The sequence below is a fragment of the Curtobacterium sp. MCPF17_050 genome (assembly GCF_003224435.2).
Lineage (GTDB): Bacteria > Actinomycetota > Actinomycetes > Actinomycetales > Microbacteriaceae > Curtobacterium.
On the sequence record NZ_CP126250.1, the window covers coordinates 1557791 to 1582079 of the forward strand.

The 24289-nt window shown below is 72.5% G+C and carries 27 protein-coding genes; 20 read left to right on the forward strand and 7 right to left on the reverse strand.

The window, feature by feature from the left end:
* A complete protein-coding gene (gene flgK / locus DEJ34_RS07365) occupies positions 1-1437 on the reverse strand; it encodes a flagellar hook-associated protein FlgK (RefSeq protein WP_181422239.1) in 1437 nt (478 codons plus the stop codon).
* Positions 1438-1439: 2 nt separating this feature from the next.
* Complete coding sequence (locus DEJ34_RS07370; protein WP_110889737.1) at positions 1440-1925, reverse strand: flagellar protein FlgN; 486 nt, start codon at positions 1923-1925, stop codon at positions 1440-1442.
* Between the two features lie 371 nt (positions 1926-2296).
* On the opposite strand from DEJ34_RS07370, the gene DEJ34_RS07375 reads away from it, so the two are divergent.
* The 17 genes from DEJ34_RS07375 (at position 2297) to DEJ34_RS07455 (ending at position 16735) form a co-directional block, all read left to right on the forward strand.
* A complete protein-coding gene (locus DEJ34_RS07375) occupies positions 2297-3115 on the forward strand; it encodes a sigma-70 family RNA polymerase sigma factor (protein WP_110825534.1) in 819 nt (272 codons plus the stop codon).
* A 131-nt stretch (positions 3116-3246) separates the two neighbouring features.
* Complete coding sequence (locus DEJ34_RS07380; RefSeq protein WP_284180717.1) at positions 3247-4098, forward strand: flagellin N-terminal helical domain-containing protein; 852 nt, start codon at positions 3247-3249, stop codon at positions 4096-4098.
* A 122-nt stretch (positions 4099-4220) separates the two neighbouring features.
* Complete coding sequence (gene fliD, locus DEJ34_RS07385; RefSeq protein WP_110911259.1) at positions 4221-5624, forward strand: flagellar filament capping protein FliD; 1404 nt, start codon at positions 4221-4223, stop codon at positions 5622-5624.
* Between the two features lie 17 nt (positions 5625-5641).
* Positions 5642-6124 (forward strand): flagellar export chaperone FliS, encoded by a 483-nt coding sequence (gene fliS, locus DEJ34_RS07390; RefSeq protein WP_110911260.1) that lies wholly within the window; start codon positions 5642-5644, stop codon positions 6122-6124.
* Positions 6114-6440, forward strand: coding sequence for a hypothetical protein (locus tag DEJ34_RS07395; protein ID WP_181422240.1), 327 nt, complete (start codon positions 6114-6116; stop codon positions 6438-6440). Before fliS ends, DEJ34_RS07395 begins: the two co-directional genes overlap by 11 nt.
* 159 nt (positions 6441-6599) lie before the next feature.
* Positions 6600-6944, forward strand: a complete 345-nt coding sequence (locus DEJ34_RS07400; protein WP_110825485.1) for a flagellar basal body rod protein FlgB — start codon at positions 6600-6602, stop codon at positions 6942-6944.
* Positions 6941-7336, forward strand: a complete 396-nt coding sequence (locus DEJ34_RS07405) for a flagellar basal body rod protein FlgC (RefSeq protein ID WP_258365955.1) — start codon at positions 6941-6943, stop codon at positions 7334-7336. The genes DEJ34_RS07400 and DEJ34_RS07405 overlap by 4 nt, the downstream gene beginning before the upstream one ends.
* On the forward strand, positions 7336-7641 hold the full coding sequence (fliE, locus tag DEJ34_RS07410; RefSeq protein ID WP_110911262.1) for a flagellar hook-basal body complex protein FliE: 306 nt from the start codon (positions 7336-7338) through the stop codon (positions 7639-7641). Before DEJ34_RS07405 ends, fliE begins: the two co-directional genes overlap by 1 nt.
* Positions 7641-9305: a flagellar basal-body MS-ring/collar protein FliF gene (gene fliF, locus DEJ34_RS07415; protein WP_110900063.1), complete on the forward strand. Its 1665-nt coding sequence runs from the start codon at positions 7641-7643 to the stop codon at positions 9303-9305. The genes fliE and fliF overlap by 1 nt, the downstream gene beginning before the upstream one ends.
* A gap of 68 nt (positions 9306-9373) precedes the next feature.
* Positions 9374-10339 (forward strand): flagellar motor switch protein FliG, encoded by a 966-nt coding sequence (gene fliG / locus DEJ34_RS07420; protein WP_502864377.1) that lies wholly within the window; start codon positions 9374-9376, stop codon positions 10337-10339.
* Positions 10332-10961: a hypothetical protein gene (locus tag DEJ34_RS07425; protein ID WP_110911263.1), complete on the forward strand. Its 630-nt coding sequence runs from the start codon at positions 10332-10334 to the stop codon at positions 10959-10961. Before fliG ends, DEJ34_RS07425 begins: the two co-directional genes overlap by 8 nt.
* Complete coding sequence (locus DEJ34_RS07430; protein ID WP_110911264.1) at positions 10958-12298, forward strand: FliI/YscN family ATPase; 1341 nt, start codon at positions 10958-10960, stop codon at positions 12296-12298. Before DEJ34_RS07425 ends, DEJ34_RS07430 begins: the two co-directional genes overlap by 4 nt.
* The gene (locus DEJ34_RS07435) at positions 12298-12723 is read left to right on the forward strand and encodes a flagellar FliJ family protein (RefSeq protein ID WP_110825491.1); all 426 of its coding nucleotides are present in this window, start codon (positions 12298-12300) and stop codon (positions 12721-12723) included. Before DEJ34_RS07430 ends, DEJ34_RS07435 begins: the two co-directional genes overlap by 1 nt.
* Positions 12720-13454, forward strand: a complete 735-nt coding sequence (locus DEJ34_RS07440; protein ID WP_110911265.1) for a C40 family peptidase — start codon at positions 12720-12722, stop codon at positions 13452-13454. Before DEJ34_RS07435 ends, DEJ34_RS07440 begins: the two co-directional genes overlap by 4 nt.
* The gene (locus DEJ34_RS07445; protein ID WP_110911266.1) at positions 13451-15049 is read left to right on the forward strand and encodes a flagellar hook-length control protein FliK; all 1599 of its coding nucleotides are present in this window, start codon (positions 13451-13453) and stop codon (positions 15047-15049) included. Before DEJ34_RS07440 ends, DEJ34_RS07445 begins: the two co-directional genes overlap by 4 nt.
* 26 nt (positions 15050-15075) lie before the next feature.
* Positions 15076-15516, forward strand: coding sequence for a flagellar hook assembly protein FlgD (locus DEJ34_RS07450; RefSeq protein WP_110825494.1), 441 nt, complete (start codon positions 15076-15078; stop codon positions 15514-15516).
* A gap of 43 nt (positions 15517-15559) precedes the next feature.
* Positions 15560-16735: a flagellar hook protein FlgE gene (locus DEJ34_RS07455; RefSeq protein WP_110825495.1), complete on the forward strand. Its 1176-nt coding sequence runs from the start codon at positions 15560-15562 to the stop codon at positions 16733-16735.
* A gap of 80 nt (positions 16736-16815) precedes the next feature.
* On the opposite strand, the gene DEJ34_RS07460 is transcribed toward DEJ34_RS07455, so the two are convergent.
* From DEJ34_RS07460 to DEJ34_RS07480, 5 genes are all read right to left on the reverse strand, one after another.
* Positions 16816-18033: an MFS transporter gene (locus DEJ34_RS07460; protein ID WP_110911267.1), complete on the reverse strand. Its 1218-nt coding sequence runs from the start codon at positions 18031-18033 to the stop codon at positions 16816-16818.
* A gap of 72 nt (positions 18034-18105) precedes the next feature.
* Positions 18106-18411: a carboxymuconolactone decarboxylase family protein gene (locus DEJ34_RS07465; RefSeq protein WP_110911268.1), complete on the reverse strand. Its 306-nt coding sequence runs from the start codon at positions 18409-18411 to the stop codon at positions 18106-18108.
* Positions 18408-18830: a (R)-mandelonitrile lyase gene (locus DEJ34_RS07470; RefSeq protein ID WP_110911269.1), complete on the reverse strand. Its 423-nt coding sequence runs from the start codon at positions 18828-18830 to the stop codon at positions 18408-18410. The genes DEJ34_RS07465 and DEJ34_RS07470 overlap by 4 nt, the downstream gene beginning before the upstream one ends.
* A gap of 29 nt (positions 18831-18859) precedes the next feature.
* Positions 18860-19879: a zinc-dependent alcohol dehydrogenase family protein gene (locus tag DEJ34_RS07475; protein ID WP_110911270.1), complete on the reverse strand. Its 1020-nt coding sequence runs from the start codon at positions 19877-19879 to the stop codon at positions 18860-18862.
* Between the two features lie 148 nt (positions 19880-20027).
* Complete coding sequence (locus DEJ34_RS07480; protein ID WP_110911271.1) at positions 20028-20897, reverse strand: helix-turn-helix transcriptional regulator; 870 nt, start codon at positions 20895-20897, stop codon at positions 20028-20030.
* Positions 20898-21196: 299 nt separating this feature from the next.
* Between DEJ34_RS07480 and DEJ34_RS07485 the strand changes: the two genes are divergently transcribed.
* The 3 genes from DEJ34_RS07485 to DEJ34_RS07495 all read left to right on the forward strand — a co-directional run bounded on the left by DEJ34_RS07485 (position 21197) and on the right by DEJ34_RS07495 (position 24242).
* Positions 21197-22780 (forward strand): MFS transporter, encoded by a 1584-nt coding sequence (locus DEJ34_RS07485; protein WP_258368312.1) that lies wholly within the window; start codon positions 21197-21199, stop codon positions 22778-22780.
* On the forward strand, positions 22773-23459 hold the full coding sequence (locus tag DEJ34_RS07490; protein WP_110911272.1) for an alpha/beta hydrolase fold domain-containing protein: 687 nt from the start codon (positions 22773-22775) through the stop codon (positions 23457-23459). Before DEJ34_RS07485 ends, DEJ34_RS07490 begins: the two co-directional genes overlap by 8 nt.
* 126 nt (positions 23460-23585) lie before the next feature.
* Positions 23586-24242 carry a hypothetical protein gene (locus DEJ34_RS07495; RefSeq protein WP_110911273.1) on the forward strand — a complete coding sequence of 219 codons (657 nt, stop codon included), beginning with the start codon at positions 23586-23588 and terminating at the stop codon, positions 24240-24242.
* Positions 24243-24289: the final 47 nt, after the last annotated feature.

A 24289-nucleotide genomic window follows, 5' to 3' on the forward strand; every position in this document is an offset into this window, starting at 1 on the left:
TCAGCTCCTCCCGACGAGGCCGAGGCGGTTGATGATGGTGTCGAGCATCTCGTCGACGGCGGTCAGGACGCGTGCCGCGCCCTGGTAGGCGTGCTGGTAGGCGAGCAGGGACACGTTCTCCTCGTCCATGTCGACGCCGGCGCTCGACTGCTGCTGGGTGCGCGCGTTGGTGAGGGCGAGCCCGGTGAGCGTCGCTTCCGACGTCGCCGTCCGGGAGGCGCTGCCCACGCCCGTCACGAAGGTCGCCCAGGTCGCGTCGGGACCTCCGGCACGGTTGCCGACCGCCGCGATGGCCGTCAGCACCGAGGCGTCGAACTGCCCGGTGGCGCTCCGGGTGGCGAGTCCACTCGCGTCCGTCGGGACGACGGACAGCCCCTGGGCCGCGGGGACACCGGCGGCGAGGGCGAAGAACGGGCTGCCGGTGGCCCCGGACGGCGTGGTGCCGGTGGCGTGCAGGGCGTTCACCGACGTCGCGAGGTCCGTGGCGACGGCGTCGTACGCGGCGGCGGCCTCGGCGAGGGCACCACCCGTCCGTGCGCCGTTCGCGGGCGCGAGCAGGGACAGCCCACCCGCGATCGACCCGCCGTCGAGGGCGACCGGACCCGCGGAGCCGCCGACCCAGGACAGGGCCGGTGCGCCGGAACCGCTGCGGGTGTCGGCCAACGAGCCGGCACCGGCGAGGGCGACGGCGCGGGCGGAGGTGCCCTGCACCAGCGCGTTCCCGCCGATGACGACGTCGACCGTGCCGTCGCCGTTGTCGCGGACGGTGGCTCCGGTCAGCGTCGCGATCGACTCGGTGAGCTGGTCGCGTCGGTCGAGGAGTTCGTTCGCGTTCCCGCCCGACGCCACCGTCGACCGGATCTGCCCGTTGAGGTCGGCGACCTGCACGGCGGCGTCGTTGAGCCGGGTGACCTGCGTGGCGACGGTGGACCGGGTCGCGGTCCACTGCGCGTCGACGCTCTTCGACCCGGCGGAGAGGGCCGTGGCGACGGTCTTCGCGGCGCCGAGCAGCGCGCTCGCGGCACCCGGGTCGTCGATGTGGGTCGCGAGGTCGCTCCAGGCGGACCAGAGCCCGTCGAGCTTCGCGGAGAGCCCGTCGGTGCCCGGCTCGTGCAGCCCGGTCTCGAGCTGGTCGAGGGCGGTCGCGCGGGTGTCGGCGGAGGCGGCGGCGCCGGCGGAGAGCCGGACGCGGGTGTCGAGGGTGGCGGTCGCCAGGCGGGCGATGGCGTCGACCGACACGCCCTGGCCAGCGAGGGCCGCGGTGCCGCGGAGGAAGCCGGTCTGTGCCGGTGCGCCGACCTCGGTCTGCACGAGGCGCTGCCGGGTGTAGCCGGTCGTCCCGGCGTTGGCGATGTTCTGCCCGGTGACGTCGAGTCCGGCACGGGCAGCGGCGAGCCCGGAGTAGGCGGTCTGGAGCGATCCGAAGGTGCTCACCATGGTCAGAGGTTCCCGTCGAACAGGCGGGCGCCGTCCGGGTTCGCGCCCGAGGAGCCGGTCGCGTCGTACGTGTCCGCGTCGGCGACCGTGCCCGCGAGCGTCTCCTGCGTCGCCTGGGCGGCGACGCGGAGGAAGCGGTCGTTCTCGTCGCGCAGAGCGCCGATGCGCGTGGTCAGTTCGAGCATGGCGGCGAGGTGGGAGGCGAGGATCTCGCTCCAGGGTCCGGACGGCGCGGCGGCGACGACCTCGCGCAACGGTGCGTCCGAGGACACGCCCCACTCCTCGGCGACGGCGGCGCTCTGGGCGCTGCGTTCGAGACCGGTGCTGCGCAGGCGGTCGAGGACCTGCTCGACCTCGCGGCTGGCGTGCGACACCCAGCGGGAGCGCCCGGCGGCGAGGATGAGCTGTTCCTCCTCGAGCTTGAACGTGAGCAGCTCGAGCAGTTCGCGTTCACGCCACAGGACGGCGGACAGGTCGTTCACGCTCATCAGCCCCCTCCGGGATCGGATCGACCGCCGGGTGCGGTCTCCAGGGGTTATCGACGCCGTCGGTCCCGGCGTAAGCAGCGCGCGCCCGGTCCGCCGATCGGGGGACACGGGCGGACCGTGTCCGCAGAAGGGCGGACCGGCGTGTGCGGCGCCCACCCCCGCACTGGGTACGGACAGGCACTCGTTCAGCCCCTGCACAGCCGATAGGTTCGGAAGCAGCACCGGGGGACAACCCCCAGGTCGCGCCCAGGGCGCGGGTGCACCGCGAGGACGGATCCGCGCGGTTCTTCGACGTACTCCGGCGGTCCCGACGCCGGTGGTCGTCATGCCCACGGACGGGTCAGCCGAACCAGGACGACCAGGGGAACACCATGGACCGGAACGCACGCAACGCGATGATCGTCGAGCACCTGCCGCTCGTCGGCTACATCGTCGCCGAGACCTGCGCACGCGCCACCCACCTCAGCCGCGACGACCTCGCACAGGTCGGCTCCGTCGCCCTCGTGCAGGCGGCCGACGCGTTCGACCCGACCCTCGGCGTCCCCTTCGGCGCCTACGCCCGGACCCGCATCACCGGCGCGATCGCCGACGACCTCCGCGCCGGCGACTGGGCCAGCCGTGGCACCCGCAAGCGCATCCGCGAGACGCTCGCGACGCAGGAGGCCCTCTCCGCCGGTCTCGGTCGGAGCGTCACGCCGCAGGAGATCGCCGACGCGATGGGCGTCGACCGGCAGACCGCGGTCGACGCGCTCACCGACGCGGCGCGGACGATCACCCCGATCGACGAGACGGTGCACGACACGGTCGCCGCCGACCTCCCGCTGCCGGGTGAGGACCTGCTCGAGGCCGAGAAGCGCCGGTACCTGCGCGCCGCCGTCCTGGCGCTGCCCGACCGCATGCGCCTCATCGTCGAGGCCGTCTACTTCGGCGACCGCACCGTCACGGACGTCGCCACCGAGCTCGGCATCACGCACTCCGCCGTCTCCCAGCAGCGGTCCGAGGCGATGCGGCTGCTCCGCGACGGACTCGCCGCGCACTACGGCGACGACGGAGTCACGCCCGAGCCCGCCTCGCGCACCACGGCCGCCCGCCGGAGCGCGTACCTCGCCCGCGTCGCCACGAACGCCGCCGCCGGGGTCGCCCGCGCGGTGCACGACGCCGCCCCGCTCGGCCGGGTCGCGGCCAGTTGACCGTCCGGCGGTCCGCCGGGCGGGAAATCGTCCGACGGATCGCCTAACGCCTCCGGCCGATCGGTCGAGAGGAGCACATGTCAGCCCACGGACGGGCTGACGATCGGCCCAGTTTCACGGAGGAACACACCATGGGTATGTCCATCAACACCAACCTCTCGGCACTCAACACGTACCGGAACCTCAACGCGACGCAGAACGACCTGTCGAAGTCCCTCGAGAAGCTCTCGAGCGGCCTCCGCATCAACCGTGCTGCCGACGACGCTGCCGGTCTGTCGATCTCCGAGGGCCTGAAGTCGCAGGTCGGTGGCCTCACGGTCGCCGCCCGCAACGCGCAGGACGGCATCTCCGTCGTGCAGACCGCTGAAGGTGGCCTCACCGAGACCCACTCGATCCTCCAGCGCATGCGCGACCTGGCCGTCCAGGCCGGCAACGACTCGAACAACGCAGAGTCCCGCACTGCCATCTCCACGGAGGTCGGCCAGCTGAAGGACGAACTCACCCGCATCTCGCAGTCCACCAACTTCAACGGCATCAAGCTGCTCGAGGGGACCGCGAGCACGGACGGCACGGGCTCCGGCACGCTGACCTTCCAGGTGGGTGCCGACGGCAACGCCTCGAGCCAGATTTCGATCGACCTCAAGGACGCCAACGTCGGGAACGTCGCCACGAACGTGGGCGCACTGCAGTTCGACTCGGCCGTGAATGCCCAGGACGCCATCGGGAAGATCGACGCGGAGATCAAGTACGTCTCCACGGCACGTTCGAACATCGGTGCGGTCCAGAACCGCCTCGACCACGCCATCAACGTGACGAACGTGGCCAAGGAGAACCTCACCGCGGCCGGCTCCCGCATCACGGACGTCGACATGGCGCAGGAGATGGTGAAGTACACGCGCGACAACATCCTCAGCCAGGCCGGCACGTCGATGCTCGCGCAGGCGAACCAGAGCACGCAGGGCGTCCTGTCGCTGCTCCGCTAGTCGCACCGGTCGTCACCACCGAGGAGCCGTTCGGGTGCTCCTCGGTGGTGGCGCCCACCCCCTCGGACTGACCGCGGTCGGTCCGCCACCACCTCGATCCGACGACCGCCGGGGAGCCAGCGATGTCCACCACGTCCGCGACGAGCACCTCGCTCGCCATCGACGGTCTGGTCTCCGGTCTGAAGACCTCGGACCTCATAAACTCGCTCATGTCGATCGAGCAGGTCCCGCAGACCCTGCTCAAGGCGAAGGTCACGACGACCAACTCGTTCATCTCGTCACTGCAGACCATCAACTCGCTCGTGCAGTCCCTCGCGACGAAGGCCTCGGCCGCCGCGAAGGTCGGCTCGCTCGACCTGTACACGGCGACGTCCAGCGCCACGACCGCCACCGTGTCCACGAGTGCGGCCGCCTCACCTGGCTCCGTCTCGTTCACCGTGGGACAGGTCGCCGCCGCACAGGTGGGCGTCACCGCCGCGATGTCGTCCTGGGGGGACACCGCGTCACCGCTGACGTTCACGAAGCCGGACGGCACGACCACGACGGTCACGCCGAAGACCGGCTCCCTCGACGACACCGTGACGGCGATCAACGGCTCGGCCGCGGGGGTCACCGCGACGAAGGTCGCCGCCGGCACCGACGCGACCGGCACGAAGCTCTACCGACTGCAGCTGACGAGCACCGCCACCGGGGCGGCGAACGGCTTCACCGTGCACCGGGGGACGGCTGCGGACGTCTCGGCCGGGACCGCCACCGACGTGCTCGCCGAGAACGGCGCCGCGGTGGTCACCCGGGCATCCGACGCGGCCGTGACCCTGTGGGCCGGTACCGCCGCCGCGCAGACCGTGACGAGTGCCACGAACGCCTTCACCGACCTGCTGCCGGGTGTGAGCGTCACCGTCTCGAAGGCATCGGCCGACCCGGTCACGATCACGGTGGCCCAGGACACCGCGAAGGCGCAGTCCGTCGCGTCGGGGCTCGTTGACGCGTTGAACGCGGTGACGTCCTACTACGCGTCGAACACCGGTGTCACGAGCACCACCAGCCCCACGAGCGGGACGACCAGCACCACCGCAGGCGTCCTGCTCGGCGACGGCACCACGCGGTCCGCCCTGCAGCGCCTGACCAGCGCGATGTCGACCCCGGTGAACGGGAAGTCCCCGTCGACGATCGGCATCGTCATCACGAAGGACGGCGACTTCGAGTTCGACGCCGACGCCTTCCAGAAGGCCCTCGTCGCCGACCCGGCCGGGACGCAGGCCATGCTCTCCGGCGTCGCGAAGACGGTCTCAGACGCGGCCACCGCGGCGAGCGACAAGTACACCGGCTCCATCACCTCCGCGATAACGGGCAAGCAGTCCGTGGTCAAGGACCTCACCACGCAGATCGACTCCTGGACCGACCGACTGACCATGCGCCGGGCGACGCTGCAGACGCAGTACGCAGCGCTCGAGACGAGCCTGAGCAGACTGCAGTCGCAGTCGAGCTGGCTCGCCAGCCAGATCTCGTCGATGAGCTCGAGCTGAGACGCAGGAGAACCGTCATGAACGCCCACGACCTCAGCGGCGCGGCCGCCTTCCGTCAGGCGGCCACGCCGCGCTCGGTCACCGAGCAACGTCGTGCCCAGTACCTGAACGAGGCCGTCCTGTCGGCCACCCCCGCGCAGCTCGTCACGATGCTGTACGACCGGCTGCTGCTCGACCTGCACCGCGCCGAGACCGCGCAGGTGGCATCCGACTGGGACGCCGCCCGCGACCAGCTCATGCACGCGCAGGCGATCGTGGGGGAGTTGTCCTCCACGCTGAAGGTCGACGTGTGGGACGGCGGCGAGGGACTGCTCGCGGTGTACAACTACGCGTCGACGTCCCTCATCACCGCGAACGTGCACCGGGACGTGCAGGCCACGCGTGACTGCATCCGGATCCTCGAGCCGCTCCGCCAGGCCTGGCACGACGCGGCCGCCTCGCTGCCGGCGACCCCGGCCGCACCGCAGCAGACCGCCGGCGGGGCCCTCGGTGTCGCCTGAGTCGGAGGCCGACACCGCGGGTCCGTCCGACGCGGACGACGTCTCGCGCGCCCGCTGGGAAGCGGTGCTCGACGCCCTCGAGGCGACGCTCGACGGTGGCGCGACCGCCGACGAGCCGTGGACCGAACCGACCGGGCTGGGACCGGTCCCGCGCGACCTGGTGGGCCGCGCCTCCCGGCTGCTCGCCGCGCAGCGCGACCGCATCGTCGCCGTCGAGGACGCCCGCCGCACCGCCCTCGACCACCTCGGCGCACTGCGCGCCGTCGACGCCACGCGGCTGCCGTCCGGCTCCGTGTACCTCGACGCCAGCGCCTGACGCACCCGTCGGCCCCCCGTTCGGGGCGACGGCTTACACGGCTCGACTGACCCGCCGATAGGCCATCCCGAGCACGGATCGCTCGACGACAGGCCACGGATCGGCCACCACCGCTTCGGCGACGTCCTCGGTGACGACGCCCGACGAGGGGACCCCTCCGTGTTCGACTCCGTGACGTCGGCTGCGCTGCAGAGCGCGCTCGACGGTCTCTCGATGCGTCAGCGTGTGATCGCCGACAACATCGCGAACATCAACACGACCGGCTACCGGGCGCAGAAGGTCCGGTTCGAGGACGCGCTCGCGAAGAGCATCGTCGACGGGGACGGCCACACCGCGCCGTCCGTCGCGCGGAGCCTCGAGCCGACCAACACGAACGGGAACAACGTCAACCTCGACGAGGAGACGCTCTCGAACGTCGACACCGTGCTCCGCTACCAGTTCGCCACGCAGGCGGTCGGCGGTGAGGCCACGAGCCTCCGCACGGCGATGCGGACCAACTCGTGACGACCTTCGACGCGATCGGCATCGCGAGCACCGGCATGACCGTGCACCGGAAGTGGCTCGACGCGATCTCCGACAACATCGCGAACGTCAACACCGTCCGGTCGATGGACGACTCCGCGTTCCAGGCCCGGTACGTCGAGGTCCAGGAGGGCAACGGCGTGTCCGGCGCGTACGTGAAGGGCGCTGCGTTCGGCAGCGCCGCCGGCCGCGTGACCTACGAGCCGGACAACCCGCTCGCGGACGCCGAGGGGTACGTCCGCATGCCGGACATCGACCTCGGGACGCAGATGGCGGACCTCATCATGGCCCAGCGCGGCTACCAGGCGAACGCCGCCGTGGTCGACCGTGCCAAGACCGCCTACGAGGCGGCACTGCAGATCGGGAAGAACTGATGCCCATCGACGCCGTGAACGGTGTGACCACCAACGCGATGACGAGCGCCGCGACCAGCGTGTCCGGCACCACGAGCGACGGCGGCGACGGGTTCGCCGCGAGCCTCGGGTCCGCCGTCGACGGCCTGCAGCAGCTGCAGAGCGACTCGAAGACGCTCGCGCTCAAGGCGGTCACCGGCAACCTCGACGACATCCACGACGCCACCATCGCGTCCACCCGCGCGCAGGTCACCCTCGAACTCGTCGCCGCCGTCCGCAACAAGGGTGTCGACGCGTTCAACGAGATCATGCGGATGCAGGCCTGATGCCCGCGGGGATGCAGGGCGTGCTCGGCCGGCTCGGCGCGTACGTCAAGGGGTTCACCGCCGCGCAGCGGACCATCGCCGTCATCGGCATCGCCGCCCTCGTGCTCGGGGGCATCGCCTTGGCGTCCTGGCTCGGCAAGCCGTCCTACGCGCCGCTCTTCACCGGGCTGGCCGCCGCCGACGCGAGCTCGATCACCGACCAGCTCACCACCGACGGCGTCCCGTACCAGCTCACCGACGGCGGGGCGACGATCCTCGTGCCGCAGGACAAGGTGTACGGCGAGCGACTCGCGGCCGCGTCGAACGGCCTGCCGTCCTCGAACGAGGGCGGCTACTCGCTGCTCGACACGATGGGCGTGACGAGCTCCGAGTTCCAGCAGGACGTCACCTACAAGCGGGCGATCGAGGGTGAGCTCGCCAAGACCATCTCCGCGATGGACGGCGTGCAGACCGCGAGCGTCCAACTCGCCATCCCGGAGAAGTCCGTGTTCGTCGACGAGGAGAAGGACCCGACCGCGTCGGTGTTCATCGCGACGAAGAACGGCGCCGAGCTCGGCTCGGACCAGGTCCAGGCGATCGTGCACCTGACGAGCGCCGCCGTCGAGGGCATGCAGCCGACCGACGTGTCCGTGGTCGACCAGAAGGGGCAGACCCTGTCCGCGGTCGGCACCGGCGCGACCGGCTCGGGCACCGACCAGGCCGCCGACTACGACGCCGCCACGAGCAAGAAGATCCAGGACCTGCTCGACACGACGCTCGGCGCCGGCAACGCGAGCGTCGTCGTCTCCGCGACGATGAGCGACAACTCCGGTACCCGGACGACCGAGTCCTACACGACGCCGACGACCGGCCCCGTCGCGCTCAACGAGTCCTCCACGAAGGAGGAGTACGGCGCGGGCTCCGGTGCCGGCGCGAACGCCACCGGTGTCCTCGGTCCGGACAACATCGCCGTGCCGAACGGCACCGCGGGCGCCGGGACGGACGGCGGCTACCAGAACGAGTCGGCGACGAAGAACAACGCGGTCGACAAGACGACCGAGACCACCCAGATCCCGGCCGGGGCGATGGACCGCCAGACGATCTCGGTCGCACTCAACTCCGGGGCGACGTCGGTGCAGGGCGTCAACCTGCAGAGCATCAACGACCTGGTCGCGAACGCCGCCGGCATCGACACGGCGCGGGGTGACCGGGTCGAGGTCGCGATGATGGACTTCGACACGAGCGCCGCGGACGACGCGGCGAAGGCGCTCGAGGCGCAGCAGAAGGCGGACGAGCAGGAAGCGCTCTGGTCGGCGATCCGCACGGCGGGCATCGTCGTCGGCGTCGTGCTGGCACTCGTCGCGGTGATGGTGTTCCTCGCCCGGCGCAGCCGGCGTCAGCAGCGTGAGCAGGTCGACATCGGCGAGCTCGACGCGTTCGGGGACGCGTTCCAGCTGCCGCTCGCCGTCGAACCGGCCGACCACCGCACGGGTCTGGACGCCGGGGACGCGCCGACCGTCGCCCTGCAGGCCCTGCCCGTCGAGGACGCCCCGACGGAGGTGCTCACCACCGACGAGATCACGGCCGAGCGTCGGCGCCAGGACATCTCCGCCCTCGCCGAGCGGGACCCGAAGCGCACGGCCGAGCTCCTCCGCGGGCTGCTCGACGACCGGGCGTCGGTGTGAGCGCCGTCGTCCCCGCGCCCGGCACCGACCGGCAGCTGACGGGCGCGCAGAAGGTGGCGCTCATCCTCATGCAGATGGAGACCGAGCGCGCCGCCGAGGTGATGAAGCAGTTCTCCGAACTCGAGGCCGAGGAGATCTCGGCCGAGATCGTGCGGATGCGTCGCGTCGACGACGAGACCGTCGACCGCACGCTCAGCGAGTTCCACCGCCTGACCCGCACCGGGCGCACCGGTCGCCGCGGCGGCAAGGACACCGCGCTCGGGCTGCTCGAGGCGTCCTTCGGGGCCGAGCGCGCCGCCGGCGTGATGGACCGTCTCGCCTCCAACCTGGCCGGTCAGTCGTTCGAGTTCCTCGACGACGCCGAGCCCGGGCAGGTCATCGCCCTGCTCGAGGGCGAGCTGCCGCAGACCATCGCCCTGGTCCTCGCACACCTCAAGCCGGGGCAGGCCAGCGCCGTGCTCGCCGGCGTGGACGAGCGGGTCCGGACGGACGTCGCGCAGTCGTTCGCCACCATGGGCACCGCCACCCCGGAGTCGGTGGGCATCGTCGCCGGCGTCCTCCGTGCGCGTGCCGGTGCCGTCGTCTCGCCCCGCGAGAGCGTCGAGGTCGTCGGCGGCATCGCGCCGCTCGTCGAGATCATCAACCGTTCCGACGTCGCGACCGAGAAGGCCGTGCTCGACGGCCTGGAGGCCCGTGACCCGGAGCTCGCCGAGGACATCCGTTCCCGCATGCTCACCTTCGAGGACATCGTCAAGCTCGAGTCGCGCGACATCCAGCAGGTCCTGCGCGGCATCGACTCGAAGATCCTCGCCACCGCCATGAAGGGCGCCCCGGTCGCGGTCGTCGAGACGATCCGCGCCAACGTGTCCGAGCGCAACCGCGAGCTCCTGGACGACGAGGTGCAGTCGATGGGCCCGGTCCGGGTGTCGCAGGTCGAGGAGGCCCGCGCCGAGGTGGTCCGGTCCGTCCGCGAGCTCGAGGCCCAGGGCGTCATCACGGTGCACCGTGCCGAAGAGGACGAGCTCGTTGACTGACGCCTTCGCCCCGGTCGCTTTCCCGGTCATCACGGACGCCGCGGTCACCGGCCGCGCCGCGAGCGCCGACGTCCGTGGGCACGCTGCCGGCTACGCAGCCGGTCTCCGGGTCGCCCAGGTCGAGACGGAGGCGCTCCGTGCACGGCTCGTCGCCGAGCACGAGGCGCGCCTCGCGGCCCTCGACGCCGTCGTCGCCGAACGGGTCGCCGTCCTCGACCGCGCCGCGGCAGCGCTGCAGGCCCGGGTCGCACCGGTGCTGGCGGCCGCCGAGGAGTCCGTCGCCGCCGCGGCCGTCGACCTCGCCGAGGCCGTCGTCGGGTCCGCGATCCGGGCCTCCCGTCCGGACGGCGACGGCAGCGGTCCGACCGGCCGACGCGCCGCCTCGGCCGAGGAGACCGTCCGACGCGCCCTCGCGGCCGCGGACGCGCCGGTCGCGACGGCGGTGCGGCTGAGCCCGGCCGACGCGGCCGTGCTCGCCGACGTGACCCTGCCGGTCCCGGTGGTCGCCGACCTCGCGCTGCGGGACGGCGACGCCGTGGTCGACCTGCCGGACGGCGTCCTCGACGCCCGGATCGACGCAGCGCTCGCCCGCGCCCGCGTCGCGCTCGGGGTCCTCCGGTGACGGCGACACTGCTCCGGCCACGCGGTCTGGACGTGGCCGTCGCCGCGGCCCGCCCGCAGCGCGTCGGGACCGTGACGAGCGCGGTCGGTCTCGGGCTGACGATCGCCGGGCTCGACGCCCGTGTCGGCGAGGTCATCACGGTCGGGGCGGAGGGCGGCGAGCAGACCGCCGTCGAGGTCGTCGCGACCGACGCGTCCGGCGTGCGCTGCATGCCCCTCGGGCGGCTCACCGGCATCACCGCGGGCACCCCGGCGCGGTCGACCGGGCGACCCGTCCTCGTCCCGACCGGGACCGGCCTGTTCGGGCGGGTGCTCGACGGGCTCGGACGGCCGATCGACGACCGGGGACCGCTGGACACCGACGCGTGGGTCCCGCTCGACCACGACACGCCGAACGCGATGGCGCGCACCCGGATCGACACCCCGCTGCAGCTCGGCGTCCGGGTGCTCGACACACTCACGACGGTCGGGCGGGGGCAGCGCATGGGGCTCTTCGCGGGCTCCGGCGTCGGCAAGTCCTCGTTGCTGTCGATGATCGCGCGGGGGAGCGACGCCGCCGTCAACGTGATCGCCCTCGTCGGTGAGCGCGGCCGCGAGGTGCGCGAGTTCCTCGAGGACGACCTCGGCGCGGAGGGGCTCGCGCGGTCGATCGTCGTCGTGTCGACGTCCGACGAACCGGCCCTCATGCGGCTGCGCGCGGCCTTCGTCGCCACCCGGATCGCGGAGTCGTTCCGCGACGCCGGCCAGGACGTCGTCCTCATGATGGACTCGCTCACCCGCGTCGCGATGGCCCAGCGCGAGATCGGACTGTCGGTCGGGGAACCCCCGGCCACCCGGGGCTACCCGCCGTCGACCTTCTCCGTGCTCGCGGGGTTGCTCGAGCGTGCCGGCACCGACCGGGTCGGCAGCGTCACCGGGCTGTACACCGTGCTCGTGGACGGCGACGACCACAACGAGCCGATCGCCGACGCGGCGCGCAGCATCCTGGACGGACACGTCGTGCTCGACCGCAAGCTCGCGGTCACCGGGCACTTCCCGTCCGTCGACGCGCTCGGGTCGATCTCGCGCGTGGCCTCGAAGGTGACGACCCCCGAGCAGCGGGCGGTCGCGACCATCCTGCGGAAGGTCATGGCAGCGCGGCGCAGCGCCCAGGACCTGCTCGACGTCGGTGCCTACCAGCGCGGGACGAACCCGCTCGTGGACGCCGCCGTGGACCACCAGGACGCCATCGACGGGTTCCTGCGGCAGGGCATGGCCGAGCAGGTCACCGCCGCAGGGTCCTGGGAGCGTCTGGCCGGTCTCGTCCGCACGCTCGGCGTGTCCGGGAGCGTGTCCTGATGGCGCGCCGGTTCCCGCTCGCCGGGCTCCTCCGCCTCCGCCACGCCGAACAGGACCGTGCCGCAGCGTCCCTCGCCGACGCGAACGGACGGGTCCGCGACGCCGCCGACGCCCGGATGGCCGCACGCCGCACCCTCGACGACGAGCCGCAGACGGTGACCGACGCAGCGACGCTCAGCGCCGTCGCGTCGGCCCGTGCCGCGACCCGGGGGATGCTCGAGGAACTCGACGCCGTCGTCCGGTCCCGCCGTGCCGACGCCGAGCGGGCGCAGGAGACCTACAACGCCGCACGCCGGTCCGCCCTCGGGCTGGAGAAGCTCGAGGGGCAGCACACCAGCCGTGTCGCCGCCGAGGACCTGCGTGCCGAACAGACCGCGCTCGACGAGATCGCCGCGCGCCGCCGCACCGAAGGGGGAAGCCGATGAGCATCGACGCCGTGCTCTCGCGGATCAGTGAGATCCGCAGCCGGATCGAGACGCTGCAGGGCGGTACCACCGTGCCGACGTCCGCCGCGTCCTCGTCCGCTTTCGCCGACGCCCTGGCCACCGCCACGGGTACCGGCACCGGCTCCGCCACGGCGGCGCCCGCCGCTCCGGCGAGCACGGCCGCCGCGTCCGCCGCCCCCGCGACCTCCGTCGACGCCGGGCACGGCACCATCGCGACCGGCAGCGGCGCGACCGGGGACGACGTCGTCGCCGCCGCGAAGCAGTACCTCGGCGTCCCGTACGTGTTCGGCGGCGAGACCCGGGCCGGCATGGACTGCTCCGGTCTCGTGCAGACCGTCTTCAAGGACCTCGGCGTGAGCATGCCCCGCGTCGTGCCGGACCAGGCCGACATGGGCGTCGCGGTGCCGTCGCTCGCGCAGGCGCAACCCGGTGACCTCATCATCCCGAAGGGCGAGGGGCACATCGTCATCTACCTGGGCGACGGCAAGGTCCTCCACGCGCCGCGGCCCGGCAAGGACGTCCGGATCGTCGACAACTGGTACTCGGACGGCGACATCGCCACCATCCGGCGCATCGTCCCCTCCGGCCAGGACGCAGCAGCTGCTGCCGCCGCGAAGTCCGTCCCGACGGTCGGTGCAGCGGGGACGCCGAGCACGACCGACCTGCAGACCGCGGCACTCAAGTCGCTCCTCGCCGGGAGCGCCGCATGAACGCCGTGACCGCTCCGCCGTCCGGAGTCGCCCCGGGGGCCGACGCGTCCCGTGGCCGGAGCACCAGCAGGCCGGACGCCGCTGCCACCTTCGGACTGGCGTTGACGACCGCCGCCGCGCAGCTCGCCTCCGGGCGGTCCGACGAACGCGGTGTGGCCCGGGACGGCAGGACCTCGTCCGCGAGCCGGTCGTCGGCCGACACCGCCGCCCGACCGAGCGCCGACGCCACAGCCCCCGCCGGCGACCCGTCGGTCGTCGACGCCGGTGTGGTCGCTCTCGGCGGGACCCTCCCGGTCGTGCCGACGAGTGGGACGGTGGCGTCGGGCACGCAGTCCGGTCCCGCATCCGCTGCGCCGGTCCCGGCGGCGAACGGTGGGACCCCGGGCACCGCAGACCCCGGCGAGCCGACCACGGCCGGCCCGGAGACCGTCGCGGTGACGACCGGCGGTCCGTCCGCCGCCGTCGCTGCCGCCGTCGCTGCCGCTCCGACCGGCCTCGACACGGCGGGGGCACTCGCTCCCGCGTCCGGACCGTCCGCCACCGCCGCCGACCGGTCCTCGACCGGCAGCGAGACCACTCGTGCCGCCGACGACGCCACGGCCGACGGCACCGGCCGGCCCTCGGGCCCCTCCGCACCGATCGCCGCCGTGGGATCCCCGGACGCCGGCGCCGCGGTCGCGACGGGCGCGGTCCCGGCCATCGCGGTCCCGGCAGCCGCCGCCACCGGTTCCCCGAGCGGCTCGACAGCGGGCGCGACGGGCAGCGGGGTCGGTACGCCGACACCGGTCGCCACGGCACCGTCGGCCACCGGGCAGTCCGTTCCCGCTCAGGCAGACCCGGCACCGGCCACTCCCGCCCTGTCCACTCCGGCGCTGTCCACTCCGGCGCTGGCCACCCCGGCGCTGTCCACTCCGGCGCTGGCGACCCCGGCCACGGCCGCTCCGACCATGGCCGGCGCGGCGGCCGACGGCGCGCAGACGGGCGCCGCTCGACCCGGCCACGCGGCGGGCGCAGCCGCTCCCGACCAGGGCGGGACGGGCCTCCCGGCCGTGACCGGAACAGACGCACCGGTCGTGCTCGCCGCCCCGGCGACCACCGGGTCGACCGCGTCGACCAGCGGCGCAACCGCACCCGCCGCCCCCACCGGCACCGCAGCGCCGAACCAGCCCCTCACCCAGCAGCTCGCGCGACCGCTGTTCTCGCTCGCGGCCGCCGGTCCCGGTCAGCACGTCGTGACCGTGCAGCTGACGCCCGACGCGCTCGGTCCGGTCACGGTCCGTGCCCACGTCACGGGGCACGGCATGCACGTCGAGCTGTTCGCCGCCTCCGACGCCGGGCGTGATGCCGTCCGCCAGATCCTGCCCGACCTGCGCCGCGAGGCCGCGGGCGGCACGACCCTCGACCTGTCCGCCCAGAACCGGCCGGGCGGTGACCCGGCCGACGCCGGAGCCCGCGACGGCCGCCGGGGAGCAGGTCCGGACCCGGTCCGCACCGACCCCCGCCTGGCCGGCCGGGAGGCCCGCCTCACCGCTGCCTCCGACCTCCCCTCCGCCTCGACCACCGTCCGCACCGCGGGACTCGACGTCCTCGCCTGACCGGCCACCACGACAAGGAACACGACATGCCACTCGACGGGATCACCGGCTCCGTGGACACCGCCACGCAGGCCGCCGCCCTCGCGGCCGACGCGGCGTCCTCGCGGTCGCAGACGATGGACTCCGAGGTCTTCATGAAGCTCCTCGTGACGCAGCTCCGCAACCAGGACCCGTCGTCGCCGATGGACACGAACCAGATGATCAGCCAGCAGACGCAGCTCGCGATGATGGAGCAGATCACCAACCAGACCACGACGGCCAACGAGGGCTTCTCGTTGCAGATGCGCATGGCCGCCGCGAACCTCGTCGGGAAGCAGGTCAGCTACACCGACGCCACCTCGGGCAAGGCCGTCACCGGGACCGCGACCGCGGTGTCCTACGCCGAGAGCGTGCCGACCGTGACCGTGAACGGGAAGGAGGTCGATCTCGACGTGATCTCCGGTATCTCCACCGCCTCCGGCTCCTGACCCTCCCTCTTCCTCCGCTTCCTCGTCCACGAAGGGACGCACCATGCTCCGCTCGCTCTACTCCGGCATCTCCGGCCTCCGCTCGCACCAGCAGATGCTCGACGTCACCGGCAACAACATCGCCAACGTGAACACCGTCGGGTTCAAGACCTCGACCACCGTGTTCCAGGACACCCTCTCCCAGATGACCCAGGGTGCCGGTGGCCCGCAGACCGGCATCGGTGGCACGAACCCCGCGCAGATCGGTCTCGGCGTGCAGGTCGCCGGTGTGTCGACCAACTTCGCCCAGGGCTCGGCGCAGGCCACCGGCAAGGCGACCGACCTGATGATCTCCGGCGACGGCTTCTTCGTCACCCGCCTCGGCAACGACACCGTCTACAGCCGCGCCGGCGCGTTCGACTTCGACGCCGACGGTCGCCTCGTCACCGCCGACGGCAAGATCGTGCAGGGCTACTCCGCCACCAACGGCGTCGTGAACGACGGCGGGCAGCTCACCGACATCACCCTGCCGCTGCAGGCCGCCGCGCCCGCCACCGCGACGAGTGCCGCCACCGTGTCCGGCAACCTGCCGTCCGACACCGCGGTGGGGGAGACCCTGAACCGCGACGCCACCGTCTTCGACCAGTACGGGACGAAGCACACCCTCTCGCTCGCCTACACGAAGACCGCGACCGGCTGGTCCGTCGCGGCCTCGAACGGGCAGGGCACCTCGGCCACCGGGACGATCGCCTTCGGCACCGACGGCAAGATCTCCCGCGGCGCCACCCTGCAGGTCGGTGGCATCGCGGTCGACATGACGCAGCTCACCGGCTTCGCGGCGCTGAACACCGCGTCGATCTCGTCGCAGAACGGCCACGAGGCGGGGTCGCTGCAGAGCTACTCCATCTCGAAGGACGGCACCGTGATGGGGACGTTCTCGAACGGTTCGTCGCTGGCCGTCGGACGGATCGCCCTCGCCACGTTCGCCAACCCGGCCGGCCTCGAGAAGACCGGGGCGTCGGGCTACCGCGCGACGGCGAACTCCGGCCAGGCGGCCGTCGGCGTCCCGGGGTCCGCGGGCGTGGGCTCCCTCGCGGCGGGCACGCTCGAGATGTCGAACGTCGACCTGTCGCAGGAGTTCACGAACCTCATCGTGGCGCAGCGCGGCTTCCAGGCGAACGCGCGCATCATCACCACCTCGGACGAGGTGCTGCAGGAACTCACGAACCTGAAGCGCTGAGTCCACGGGGGACTCCGCCGACTCCTGTCCAGGGGTGCTCCCGCAGTCCTGCGGGAGCACCCCTGTCCCTGTGGCGCGGCCTACGCGTCGTCGCTGGCGGGCCAGCGCGCGGGGAAGGCGGTGCGTCGGCCGACGAGCGTGAGCACGAACGCGACGACGCCGAGGACGGTCATCGTGGCGGGGAGCACGAGCCCGTCGAACGCCGTCAGGAGCAGGGCGCCGACGATGCCCGCGGCGAAGATCGCGACGTTGAAGGCGACGGGCAGGAACGCGCTGGCGACGTCCGCGTCGTCACCGCCGGCGACGGTGAGGGCGGTCTGCAGTTGCGTCGACGCTCCTCCGAAACCGAGTCCCCAAAGCACCGCGGCGACGACGACCGCCGGGGCCGATGCGTGCACGGCGAGCAGGGTGACGGCGGCTGCGATGAAGACGAGGACGCTCGCGTGGAGGAGGGTCCGGGGGTGGCGGTCGATGACGGCTCCGGTGATCGCGACACCGACGACGGAGGCGATGCCGTAGAGCAGCAGCAGCACGTCGACCCCGATGCCGTTCCCCGCGACGCGCAGGTACGGCTCGATGTACGTGTAGATGGTGTTGTGGCCGAGCATCCAGGCGGCGATGACGGCGAGCACGACCGCGACGCCGGGCTTGCTGATGACGCGTCGGACGGGAAGGCGCGAGGCGGCTGATCGTCCCTCGACGTCGGGGACGACGACCACGATCAGCACCAGCACGATCACGCCGATGGCACTCAGGCCGCCGAATGACCACCGCCAGCCGAAGGCGGTGCCGAGTGCGGACCCGAGCGGTGTTCCGAGGGCGAACCCGAGCGGCGCACCCACGGACACGACGGCGAGCGAGAGGCCAGCACGGCTCGGTGGGCTGATCTTCCGGGCGTACGCGGCGAACATGCCCCAGACCACCCCGGAGGCGGCTCCTGCGAGCAGGCGGGATGCGAGCGAGAGCGCCACGACCCCGGACAGCGCGGTGAGGGTGTTCCCCAGCACCAGTACGGTGATCGCGGTGAGGAGCAGGGGCTTCCGGCGGAATCCGCGGGTGAGGGTGATCGCGGGGACCGTGACGACGATCGTGCCGAGGGCGTAGGCGCTGATCATCAGCCCGATGGTGCTCTCGCTGGTGCTGAGGCCGCTGGCGATCGCGGAGAGCAGCCCGGCCGGCATCGTCTCCATGGTGACGAGCACGAACCCCATGGCGGTGAGGAGGAACAGGCTGAGCCATGGCATGCGTTCCGGTGCGGCAGTCCCAGCAGGCGCCGCCGTCATCGCGTCGTTCGTCATGTCGTTCCTCTCGATCGGGGGAAGAGGCGGCCCGGTGGGAGCGATCCCGCCGGGCCGCTGGGGTCAGCGGTACTAGCTCGGTCGGCGCAGGGCGTCGTGCCGCTCGAGGGCGTGCACCTCGTCGTCGGTGAGCTCGATGTGCACGGCCGCTGCGGCGTCGGAGAGGTGGTGCTCCTTCGTCGCGCCGACGATGCGCTGTGCGGCGTCGCCGCCGGCGATGAGCGCCGCCACGGTGACGATGCTGCGGTCCCTGGCAGCGAGGCCGGGCCGGTTCCAGACGTCGTCGAACAGCACGTCATCGGTGAGGGCGGCGAGCTTCGGGGCGATGTCGCCGATTGCGCGGCGACCACCGCCGACCTGGCGGGGCTGGTTGCTCATCGAGTGGTACCTGCGGACGTGTGCGCGGCCTGGTACTGCTCGTCGGTGACGGGCTCGAGCCAACGCGTGGGGTCGGAGCCGTCCTCGTTCACGTCCAGCAGGGCGAGGTGCGCCATCAGGGTGTCGTCGGCAGCACCGTGCCAGTGTTCTTCCCCAGGCGGGGTCCACACGGTCTCGCCCGCGCGGATCCGGACCACTCGCCCGTCGCGGGTGCCGACGAAGCCGCTGCCATCGACGCCGTGCAACGTCTGTCCGACGTCGTGGGAGTGCCAGTTGGAGCGAGCTCCGGGCGTGAAGCGCACCAGCGCGGCAGAGAGTCGGGAGGGAGCGGTCGGCCCGGTGATGGGGGTCACCCACACGTCACCGGTGAAGGTGGCGCCGGGGCCGTGAGCCGTGGGCGTCACTGATCTGTGTTCCATGATGATTCCTTCGGGATGCTGGTGGCCGGTCAGAGGGCGAGGAGCACCTTCGTGGCGCGACGCTCGTCCATGGCCTTGTAGCCCTCGGCGGCCTGGTCGAGCGGGAGGGTGAGGTCGAAGACCTTGCCCGGATCGATCTCCCGGTCCCAGATGAGCTGGATCAGCTCAGGCAGGAAGCGGCGCACCGGCGCGGGGCCACCGTGGATGCTCACACCGCACATGAACAAGGTGTCGCCCGTGATGGTCAGGTCGTGGGAGACGCCGACGAAGCCGAGGTGCCCACCGGGGCGGGTGGCGCCGATGGCCTGGTCCATGGCGCCCTGCGTGCCGACGGCTTCGACCGTGCTGTGCGCGCCGAGTCCGTCGGTCAGTTCCTTCACCATGGCGATGAAGTCGTCGCCGCGCTCCTCGAGCACGTCGGTGGCGCCGAAGTCGCGGGCCAGCGCCTGCCGGTGCGCGTGGCGGCTGGAGACGATGATCCGGTCAGCGCCCAGCTGCTTCGCCGCGATCACCGCGCAGAGTCCGACCGCGCCGTCGCCGACGACCGCGACGGTCTTGCCGGGGCCGGCCCCCGCCGCGACGGCGGCGAACCAACCGGTGCCGAGCACGTCCGACGCAGCCATCAGCGACGGGATCAGGTCAGCGTCGGGCAGCCCGGGCGTCTTCACCAGGGTGCCGTCGGCGAGCGGGATGCGTGCCTTCGTGGACTGCGTGCCGATCGTACCCATCAGGACCCGGTGCGTGCAGAAGGACTGGTACCCGGCCTGACAGATCTCGCACGTGTTGTCGGAGGCCCAGAACGACCCGACGACGAAGTCGCCGGGCTGCACGGTCGTGACGTCGGCACCGATCTCCTCGACCACGCCGACGTATTCGTGGCCCATCGGCGCGTGTTCCACTGGCTCAGCGCCTCGGTACGGCCACAGGTCGGAACCACAGATGCACGTCGCTGCCAGCCGGATGACGGCGTCGGTGGGCTCGATGATCGTCGGGTCTTCACGCTCTTCGACGGTGACGTCGCCGGGCGCGTTCATGACCACTCCACGCATGGGACTGCTCCTTGTTCGGGGACACGGCACCGGGCGGGGTGCCATGTCCTCCACTCAAGCGGTGGCTGCGCAGAAGAGGGAGTTCCTGGTGTGGGGTGTACGGAGAGAGGACCCCACAGAGCCGAGGACGGATCGGGGACGGGAAGGATCAATCGGTGCGCGTCGCCGAGGCCGCGGTCCACGACGCGAGCAGCTCGAGGGCGTGCGCGGTCGGGGACCCGGGTTCGGCTGCGTAGATGGTCATCGACAGGCCGGGATCGGAGAGCATGTCGACGCTCTCGTACGCGAGGTCGAGGTCCCCGACGACGGTGTGGTGGAACAGCTTGCTGCCCGCGCCGTGGAGGCGTACGTCTTGGCGGCCCCACCGCTGCCGGAAATCGGCACTCCGCGTGGAGAGCTCCCCGACGAGGTCCTGCAACGCCTTGTCGTGCGGGTCGCGACCGGCCTCCGTCCGCAGGATCGCGACGGCGGTGTCCGCGGCGACGTCCCAGTTCGGGTAGAAGCCATGGCTGTCGTCGTGCAGGAAGGTGTAGCGGACGAAGTTCGGCGTCTCCCCCGGGTAGGCGTCATAGAGGGCGGCGTGCATGGCCTGACCCAAGTGGTTCGCTGCGAGCAAGTCCATGCGACCGTTCCGGATGATGGCCGGGGCCGTGATGCTGTCGAGCACCCACTGCAGCGCCGGGCGTGGCTTCCACTGCTTCGCGGGACGCCGCCGAGGCCGCATGGCGGCGGCGGTGCCGTCGGCGGCCTGAGCGAGGTGGAACAGGTGCGCACGCTCGGCGTCGTCCAACTGCAACGCACGAGCCAGGGCGTCGAGCACCGACGCGGAGACGCCGGCGAGTGCACCGCGCTCGAGTTTGGCGTAGTACTCAGGGCTGACCCCGGCGATGGTCGCGACCTCACTGCGTCGGAGACCCTGGACGCGACGCACACCGGACACCTGGATGCCGGCCTGCTCCGGGCTGATGCGGGCCCGGCGCGAGGAGAGGAACTGTGCAGCGTCAGCGTGGTCGTCCATGTCGAAGCACGATAGGCGATCGGCAACCGGGCAGGCACACCCTGCCGGTACACGTCGCGGCCGCTGTACGGGACCATGCCAGTGCCATCGCAGGGCACGCCGCCGTCCATCCGCCACCAGACCCGGCGCTCTGCGCTGCACTCGTCGCCGGTCGGCAACGTGGATCATCTCCTGCTGGCGCTCCGACGTTCCGTCCGTGTAGGGTCACGATCACTGAGGTAAAAGGCGCTGCTCTGTGCGGCGCACCAGCACGCGGCATCGAACGAGTCGCCACTTCTTCTCGCGAAGGAGTGTGCCCCGTGTCGCCCAGCCCCTCTCGTCTCTCCGATGCCTGGGTGGCCCTGGCGGGTCTCTCGTCGGTGTTCCTGTTCGAGATGCTCGACAACTCCGTGCTCAACGTCGCCCTGCCGAGCATCGGCCGCGACCTGGGGTCGACGACGACGGGCTTGCAGTGGGTGTCGGGTGCCTACTCGGTGACGTTCGGCGGCCTCATGCTGCTGTTCGGCGCCGTGGCCGACCGTGTCGGCCGTCGCCGAGTGATGCTGTCCGGCCTCGTCCTGCTCGCGGTGGCGAGCTTCGCCACCGCAGCGGTCACGACGACCGGGCAGCTCATCGCCGTGCGCGTCGTGATGGGCATCGCCGCGGCGATGACCACCCCCGGGTCGATGGCGTTGGCGTTCCGGCTCTTCGACGACGAGGGGCTCCGCGTGCGGGCGCTCACCGTCATCTCGACCGCGGGGCTCGTCGGACTGGCCGTCGGCCCGACGGTGGGCGGGTTCGTCCTCGCCGTCGCCCCGTGGCAGGTGCTGCTGCTGGCCGACGTGCCGATCGCGCTGCTCGCCCTCGTCGGCATCCGACTCGGGGTCGCCCGTGACGAAGCGTCAGCCCTCCGGCGCGACCCGGTCGACGTCATCGGCGGGCTGCTGGGCACCGCCACCGTGACGGCAGCGCTCGTGACGCCCACCCTCCTCGTCCACCCGGGGAGCACCTCCCGGTGGGGGTGGACCACCCTCGCCCTGGCCGCGGTGGCAGCGGCGGGCTTCGTCGTCCGCGAACGGACGGCGCCGCACCCGCTGATCGACCTGCACCTGCTCGCCCGACCGCTGGTGTCCAGCGGTCTCGCGTTCAAGGCCGCATCAGGACTCGCCGTGGCCGGGCTGTCGTACCTCGTGACGCTGCAGCTGCAGTTCGCCTGGGGGTGGCCGCCGGCACTGGCTGCGGTGGGGACCCTGCCGCAGGTCGTCGTCCTGCTGGCCGGCGGCAGGTTCGTCGGGCCGATCGTCCACCGGGTCGGCCTCGGCCGGGCTGCGTGGACGAGCGCAGCCGCGGTCGTGTCGGGTCTCGCCGTCTTCGGCGCCCTGAGCCGCCACGGCTACGTGTGGGTGCTCGTCGCGCTCGTGCTCGTCGCCGCCGGTATGCGGGTCGTCGGCGTCGTCGCCGGCGCTTCCGTGCTCACCGGTCTGCCTGCGGACCGCACCTCGGTCGGTGCCGCGCTCGTCGACACCTCGAGTGAACTCGCCGGGGGCGCCGCGGTCGCCGTGGCGGGAACCGTCGTCGCCGCCTTCGTCACCGGGAGCATCACCACGTCCGGGTGGACGGCCGTCCACTCGGGCGCGTTCCAGGACGGCCTCGCCGTCGCAGGGCTCGGGCTCGCCTCCGTCGCCGCCCTGCTCGTCGTCGTCGGGATGCTCCGGACACGGATCGGCGACCGACCGGAGGACGCCGGCGGCGTGGACACTCCGGACGACGGCACCGCCCCGTCCGCCCAGACCGCCCCGTCCGCCCAGACCGCCCCGTCCGCCCAGACCGCCCCGTCCGCCCAGACCGCCCCGACCGCCCCGACCTGTTCGACCACCCACACCGAGGAGACCACCCGTGCCTGAGACCACCGCCCTGCCCCGCCCGCCGTTCGACCCCGAGTTCGTCCCGTTCCTGACGGCCATGGACGAACGCGGCCGGTTCCACCTCACCGAGCACCCCGACCCCTACCCGGTCGAGGACTGCTACGCCGGCCTCGTCTGGACCGCCGAGCACGCCGACGACCTCGGCATCGACGCGGAGCGCATCGTCCTCGTCGGACAGAGCGCCGGCGCCGGGCTCGCCGCCGGCACCGCGATCCTCGCTCGTGACCGGCAGGGGCCGGGCGTGATCGGGCAGGTGCTCGTCAGTCCGATGCTCGACGACCGGGACGCCACCGTGTCGGCACACCAGTTCGACGGCGCGGGTGTCGCCGACCGGGAGATGACCGGGTTCGGCTGGGACGCGTACCTCGGCGACCGACGCGGTGGCGACGACGTGTCCGTCTCCGCCGCCCCCGGCCGCGCGACCGACCTCGCCGGGCTGCCGCCGGCGTACGTCGACTGCGGCAGCGCCGAGGTGTTCCGGGACGAGACCGTGGCCTACGCGAGCGCACTCTGGGCGGCGGGCGTACCGGCGGAGTTGCACGTGTGGCCGGGAGCGTTCCACGGGTCGACGAGCATGGTGCCGGAGGCGGTCCTGTCGCAGCGATCCGTCCGTGCCCTGCGGGAGTGGACCGGACGCCTCCTGGGGACCACCGCCTGACGGGACCCCGGCGCGCCCCCTCGTCGGGGGGAGGACGGTCCCGGGCCGTCTCCGCCCGGGACCCGTAGGCTCGGTGGTGGATCCGCCGGTGCACGGGGCGCACGGCGGGAGGCAAGGGGGAACCACATGTCCGTCACGTCCAGGATCACCACCGCAGCAGCGGCCGCCGTGCTCGTCGCCGTCGCACTGTCCGGCTGTGCCGGGAACGGGGGCACCTCGCCGCGGGCCGAGCGGTCCGCCCCGACGACTCCGGCGTCGACGACACTGACACCGGTGTCGCCGACGCGCACACCGACGGCGGAGGCGGCACCGCCCACCGACCTGACCTTCGAGGACGGCGCCGGCCTCTCCGCCAGCACCCTGCCCGCGTTCAGCCTCGAGGTCTCGGGACTCGACGGGTGGGAGCAGACCGGCGAGGACCCGACCGCCGGGTCGCGGGAGTACACGAACGCGGACGGTTCGGTCGCCACGATCACGCAGCAGCGCATCACCGACCTCGACCCGGCCATGGGCGACCGGGCGGCCACGGTGCAGATGTTCACCGCGGCGGGCCTGCCGGCCGAGCAGCTCGAGGAACAGCTCCTGCCGACGATGACCGGTGGCACGGCTCAGTTCCTGTCGATCGCGGGGCAGGGCAGCGACGGGTCGTGGTCCGCGACGGTGGCGCGCGCGTTCGCGAAGCCCGGAGCGGCGCTCATCGTGAAGGTGTGGACGTCCTCGCAGGAGGCGCTCCGCCCGGACCTGCACGACGTCCTCGTGCACGCGCAGGTCGCCCTGACCTGACCTGGTCGTCGTGCGCTCGACCGGGCCGGTCAGCACGACGTGGCCCG

What these genes read in the sequence shown, in the direction of transcription:
- flgK (WP_181422239.1), bottom strand. Translation starts at nt 1,437, where the DNA reads ATGGTGAGCACCTTCGGATCGCTCCAGACCGCCTACTCCGGGCTCGCC.
- DEJ34_RS07370 (WP_110889737.1), bottom strand. Translation starts at nt 1,925, where the DNA reads ATGAGCGTGAACGACCTGTCCGCCGTCCTGTGGCGTGAACGCGAACTG.
- DEJ34_RS07375 (WP_110825534.1), top strand. Translation starts at nt 2,297, where the DNA reads ATGGACCGGAACGCACGCAACGCGATGATCGTCGAGCACCTGCCGCTC.
- DEJ34_RS07380 (WP_284180717.1), top strand. Translation starts at nt 3,247, where the DNA reads ATGGGTATGTCCATCAACACCAACCTCTCGGCACTCAACACGTACCGG.
- fliD (WP_110911259.1), top strand. Translation starts at nt 4,221, where the DNA reads ATGTCCACCACGTCCGCGACGAGCACCTCGCTCGCCATCGACGGTCTG.
- fliS (WP_110911260.1), top strand. Translation starts at nt 5,642, where the DNA reads ATGAACGCCCACGACCTCAGCGGCGCGGCCGCCTTCCGTCAGGCGGCC.
- fliE (WP_110911262.1), top strand. Translation starts at nt 7,336, where the DNA reads ATGCCCATCGACGCCGTGAACGGTGTGACCACCAACGCGATGACGAGC.
- fliF (WP_110900063.1), top strand. Translation starts at nt 7,641, where the DNA reads ATGCCCGCGGGGATGCAGGGCGTGCTCGGCCGGCTCGGCGCGTACGTC.
- fliG (WP_502864377.1), top strand. Translation starts at nt 9,374, where the DNA reads ATGCAGATGGAGACCGAGCGCGCCGCCGAGGTGATGAAGCAGTTCTCC.
- DEJ34_RS07435 (WP_110825491.1), top strand. Translation starts at nt 12,298, where the DNA reads ATGGCGCGCCGGTTCCCGCTCGCCGGGCTCCTCCGCCTCCGCCACGCC.
- DEJ34_RS07440 (WP_110911265.1), top strand. Translation starts at nt 12,720, where the DNA reads ATGAGCATCGACGCCGTGCTCTCGCGGATCAGTGAGATCCGCAGCCGG.
- DEJ34_RS07445 (WP_110911266.1), top strand. Translation starts at nt 13,451, where the DNA reads ATGAACGCCGTGACCGCTCCGCCGTCCGGAGTCGCCCCGGGGGCCGAC.
- DEJ34_RS07450 (WP_110825494.1), top strand. Translation starts at nt 15,076, where the DNA reads ATGCCACTCGACGGGATCACCGGCTCCGTGGACACCGCCACGCAGGCC.
- DEJ34_RS07455 (WP_110825495.1), top strand. Translation starts at nt 15,560, where the DNA reads ATGCTCCGCTCGCTCTACTCCGGCATCTCCGGCCTCCGCTCGCACCAG.
- DEJ34_RS07460 (WP_110911267.1), bottom strand. Translation starts at nt 18,033, where the DNA reads ATGACGAACGACGCGATGACGGCGGCGCCTGCTGGGACTGCCGCACCG.
- DEJ34_RS07465 (WP_110911268.1), bottom strand. Translation starts at nt 18,411, where the DNA reads ATGAGCAACCAGCCCCGCCAGGTCGGCGGTGGTCGCCGCGCAATCGGC.
- DEJ34_RS07470 (WP_110911269.1), bottom strand. Translation starts at nt 18,830, where the DNA reads ATGGAACACAGATCAGTGACGCCCACGGCTCACGGCCCCGGCGCCACC.
- DEJ34_RS07475 (WP_110911270.1), bottom strand. Translation starts at nt 19,879, where the DNA reads ATGCGTGGAGTGGTCATGAACGCGCCCGGCGACGTCACCGTCGAAGAG.
- DEJ34_RS07480 (WP_110911271.1), bottom strand. Translation starts at nt 20,897, where the DNA reads ATGGACGACCACGCTGACGCTGCACAGTTCCTCTCCTCGCGCCGGGCC.
- DEJ34_RS07495 (WP_110911273.1), top strand. Translation starts at nt 23,586, where the DNA reads ATGTCCGTCACGTCCAGGATCACCACCGCAGCAGCGGCCGCCGTGCTC.